Origin of the sequence: Stenotrophomonas sp. UBA7606 (assembly GCF_002477705.1) — a bacterium.
In the GTDB taxonomy this organism is placed as follows: Bacteria; Pseudomonadota; Gammaproteobacteria; order Xanthomonadales; family Xanthomonadaceae; genus Stenotrophomonas.
Window position 1 is genome coordinate 1 of record NZ_DLJW01000100.1, and the last position, 3,141, is coordinate 3,141.

Genomic DNA, 3,141 nt, shown 5'->3' on the forward strand with positions numbered 1-3,141 from the left:
AAGGGTGGCGGCAAGATCAAGGCTGGCTTCGAAGGCGGCCAGACCCCGATGCAGCGCCGTCTGCCGAAGATCGGCTTCTTCTCGCACAAGGCCAAGGACACTGCAGAAGTGCTGTCCTACCACCTGGATCGTCTGGAAGCTGGTGAGATCGACCTGGCCGCACTGCGTGCAGCCAAGCTGATCCCGTCGACTGCAAAGAAGGCCAAGATCGTCCTGAAGGGCGAGCTGAGCAAGGCATTCACCCTGAAGGGTGTTGCTGCTACTGCCGGCGCCAAGGCCGCGATTGAAGCTGCCGGCGGCAGCGTACAGGAGTAACTGGAACATGGCGCAAGCTGGCATCGGTAACCTCGCGGGCGGGATGGGCAAGTTCACGGAACTTCGCCAGCGTCTTCTGTTCGTACTCGGGGCATTGCTCGTCTATCGCATCGGCTGCTATGTGCCGGTGCCGGGCGTCAATCCCGATGCCATGCTTGCGCTGATGCAGGCGCAGGGCGGCGGTATCGTGGACATGTTCAACATGTTCTCGGGCGGCGCCCTGCACCGTTTCAGCATCTTCGCGTTGAACGTGATGCCGTATATCTCGGCATCCATCGTGATGCAGCTGGCGGTGCACATCTTCCCGGCCCTGAAGGCCATGCAGAAGGAAGGTGAGTCCGGCCGTCGCAAGATCACGCAGTATTCGCGCATCGGCGCGGTGCTCCTGGCAGTGGTGCAGGGCGGCAGTATCGCGCTGGCACTGCAGAACCAGGTGTCGCCGGGCGGTGCACCGGTGGTGTATGCCCCGGGCATGGGCTTCGTGTTGACCGCCATCGTGGCGTTGACCGCAGGCACCATCTTCCTGATGTGGGTGGGCGAGCAGGTGACCGAGCGTGGCATCGGCAACGGTGTGTCGCTGATCATCTTCGCCGGCATCGTGGCAGGCCTGCCGGCCGCCGTGATCCACACGGTCGAGGCTTACCGTGACGGCAACATGAGCTTCATCTCGTTGCTGATCATCGTGCTGGTGGTGCTGGCATTCACCTATTTCGTGGTGTTCGTCGAGCGCGGCCAGCGCCGCATCACCGTCAATTACGCCCGCCGCCAGGGTGGTCGTAATGCCTACATGAACCAGACCTCGTTCCTGCCGCTGAAGCTGAACATGGCTGGCGTGATCCCGGCGATCTTCGCCTCCAGCATCCTGGCCTTCCCGGCAACGCTGGCAATGTGGTCCGGTCAGGCCAGCTCGGCCACGTGGCTGCAGAAGGTGGCAAACGCGCTGGGCCCGGGCGAGCCGCTGCACATGATCGTCTTCGCTGCGTTGATCACCGGTTTCGCGTTCTTCTACACCGCACTGGTGTTCAACTCGCAGGAAACCGCCGACAACCTGAAGAAGTCGGGCGCGCTGATCCCGGGTATCCGTCCGGGCAAGGCCACGGCCGAGTACATCGACGCCGTGCTGACCCGCCTGACGGCTGCCGGCTCGCTGTACCTGGTGATCGTCTGCCTGTTGCCGGAAATCATGCGCACCCAGCTCAATGCCTCCTTCTACTTCGGCGGCACCTCGCTGCTGATCGTGGTGGTGGTGGTGATGGACTTCATCGCCCAGGTGCAGGCTCACCTGATGTCACACCAGTACGAGAGCCTGTTGAAGAAGGCCAACCTGAAGGGTGGCAACCGCGGCGGTTTTGCACGCGGCTGATTCACCGGTTATACTTATCGCTTCCTTTAGCGAAAAGCTGCCCTGGTTCCCGGGGCGGCTTTCAAACAGAAGGGCGGCCCCTGCAGCGGTTTCGGGTGGGGGTGTGATGTGCTTGTTCCGCGCGGGAGTAGCGCGGGCGGCCGGGAGAGCAATCCCCCTGCCAGGCATGTCCGGCGCCGGAGCGCGGGCACACTCCCCACGCCGGAGTCTGTGGAACGGCATGTTCCACCGGCTTTCAAGCAAACCGAAGCCTTGTTAGTATCGCTAGTTCACTTTTTTGATCCATCCTGCCGGATTGGCGCGCCTGTCGGTGCGTATTCGGCCATCACTCAGCTGGAGAACCGCGTCATGGCGCGTATTGCAGGCGTCAACCTGCCAGCCCAGAAGCATGTCTGGGTCGGGTTGCAAAGCATTTACGGCATCGGCCGTACCCGTTCGAAGAAGGTCTGCGAAGCCGCAGGCGTTACTTCCACCACCAAGATCCGCGACCTGTCGGAGCCGGAAATCGACCGTCTGCGCCTTGAAGTGGGCAAGTACATCGTCGAAGGCGACCTGCGTCGTGAAGTCGGCATCGCCATCAAGCGCCTGATGGACCTGGGCTGCTACCGCGGCCTGCGTCACCGTCGCGGTCTGCCGCTGCGTGGTCAGCGTACCAAGACCAATGCCCGTACCCGTAAGGGTCCGCGCAAGGCTCTGAAGAAGTAAGGGACCCTAGAAAATGGCTAAGCCCGCTGCTGCTAAGACCAAGAAGAAGATCAAGCGCGTCGTCACCGACGGCGTTGCCCACGTCCACGCTTCTTTCAACAACACCATCGTGACCATCACCGACCGTCAGGGCAATGCACTGTCCTGGGCGACCTCCGGTGGCGCCGGCTTCCGCGGCTCGCGCAAGTCGACCCCCTTTGCTGCGCAGGTTGCCGCCGAAAAGGCTGGCAAGGCTGCTCTGGACTACGGCCTGAAGTCGCTGGAAGTCCGCATCAAGGGCCCGGGTCCGGGTCGTGAGTCGGCCGTACGTTCGTTGAACAACGTCGGCTACAAGATCACCAACATCATCGACGTGACGCCTATCCCGCACAACGGGTGCCGTCCGCCGAAGAAGCGTCGCGTCTAAAGGAGCGATAAGAAATGGCTCGTTATATCGGTCCTACCTGTAAGCTCGCCCGTCGCGAAGGCGCCGACCTCTCCCTGAAGAGCCCGGCCCGTGCGCTGGACTCCAAGTGCAAGCTGGAGCAGAAGCCCGGCCAGCACGGCGCCACTGCCCGCAAGGGCAAGCTGTCCGACTACGCTACCCAGCTGCGTGAAAAGCAGAAGGTCAAGCGTATCTACGGTCTGCTGGAGCGTCAGTTCCGCAACTACTACAAGAAGGCCTCGACCAAGAAGGGCAACACCGGCGAGAACCTGCTGCAGTTGCTGGAAACCCGTCTGGACAACGTCGTCTACCGCATGGGCTTCGCTGTGACCCG

At 62.2% G+C, this 3,141-nt stretch carries 5 protein-coding genes; all 5 read left to right on the plus strand.

What is annotated here, in order from left to right; all coding sequences use genetic code 11:
• The coding region (rplO, locus tag B2527_RS12335) for a 50S ribosomal protein L15 (RefSeq protein ID WP_293713920.1) at positions 1–315 on the plus strand (315 nt) is incomplete at its 5' end.
• A 7-nt stretch (positions 316–322) separates the two neighbouring features.
• A complete protein-coding gene (gene secY, locus B2527_RS12340) occupies positions 323–1,678 on the plus strand; it encodes a preprotein translocase subunit SecY (protein WP_293713922.1) in 1,356 nt (451 codons plus the stop codon).
• 348 nt (positions 1,679–2,026) lie between these two features.
• The gene (gene rpsM / locus B2527_RS12345; protein WP_054663350.1) at positions 2,027–2,383 is read left to right on the plus strand and encodes a 30S ribosomal protein S13; all 357 of its coding nucleotides are present in this window, start codon (positions 2,027–2,029) and stop codon (positions 2,381–2,383) included.
• Positions 2,384–2,396: 13 nt separating this feature from the next.
• Positions 2,397–2,789: a 30S ribosomal protein S11 gene (gene rpsK, locus B2527_RS12350; protein ID WP_054657227.1), complete on the plus strand. Its 393-nt coding sequence runs from the start codon at positions 2,397–2,399 to the stop codon at positions 2,787–2,789.
• A 14-nt stretch (positions 2,790–2,803) separates the two neighbouring features.
• The coding region (gene rpsD / locus B2527_RS12355; RefSeq protein ID WP_293713933.1) for a 30S ribosomal protein S4 at positions 2,804–3,141 on the plus strand (338 nt) is incomplete at its 3' end.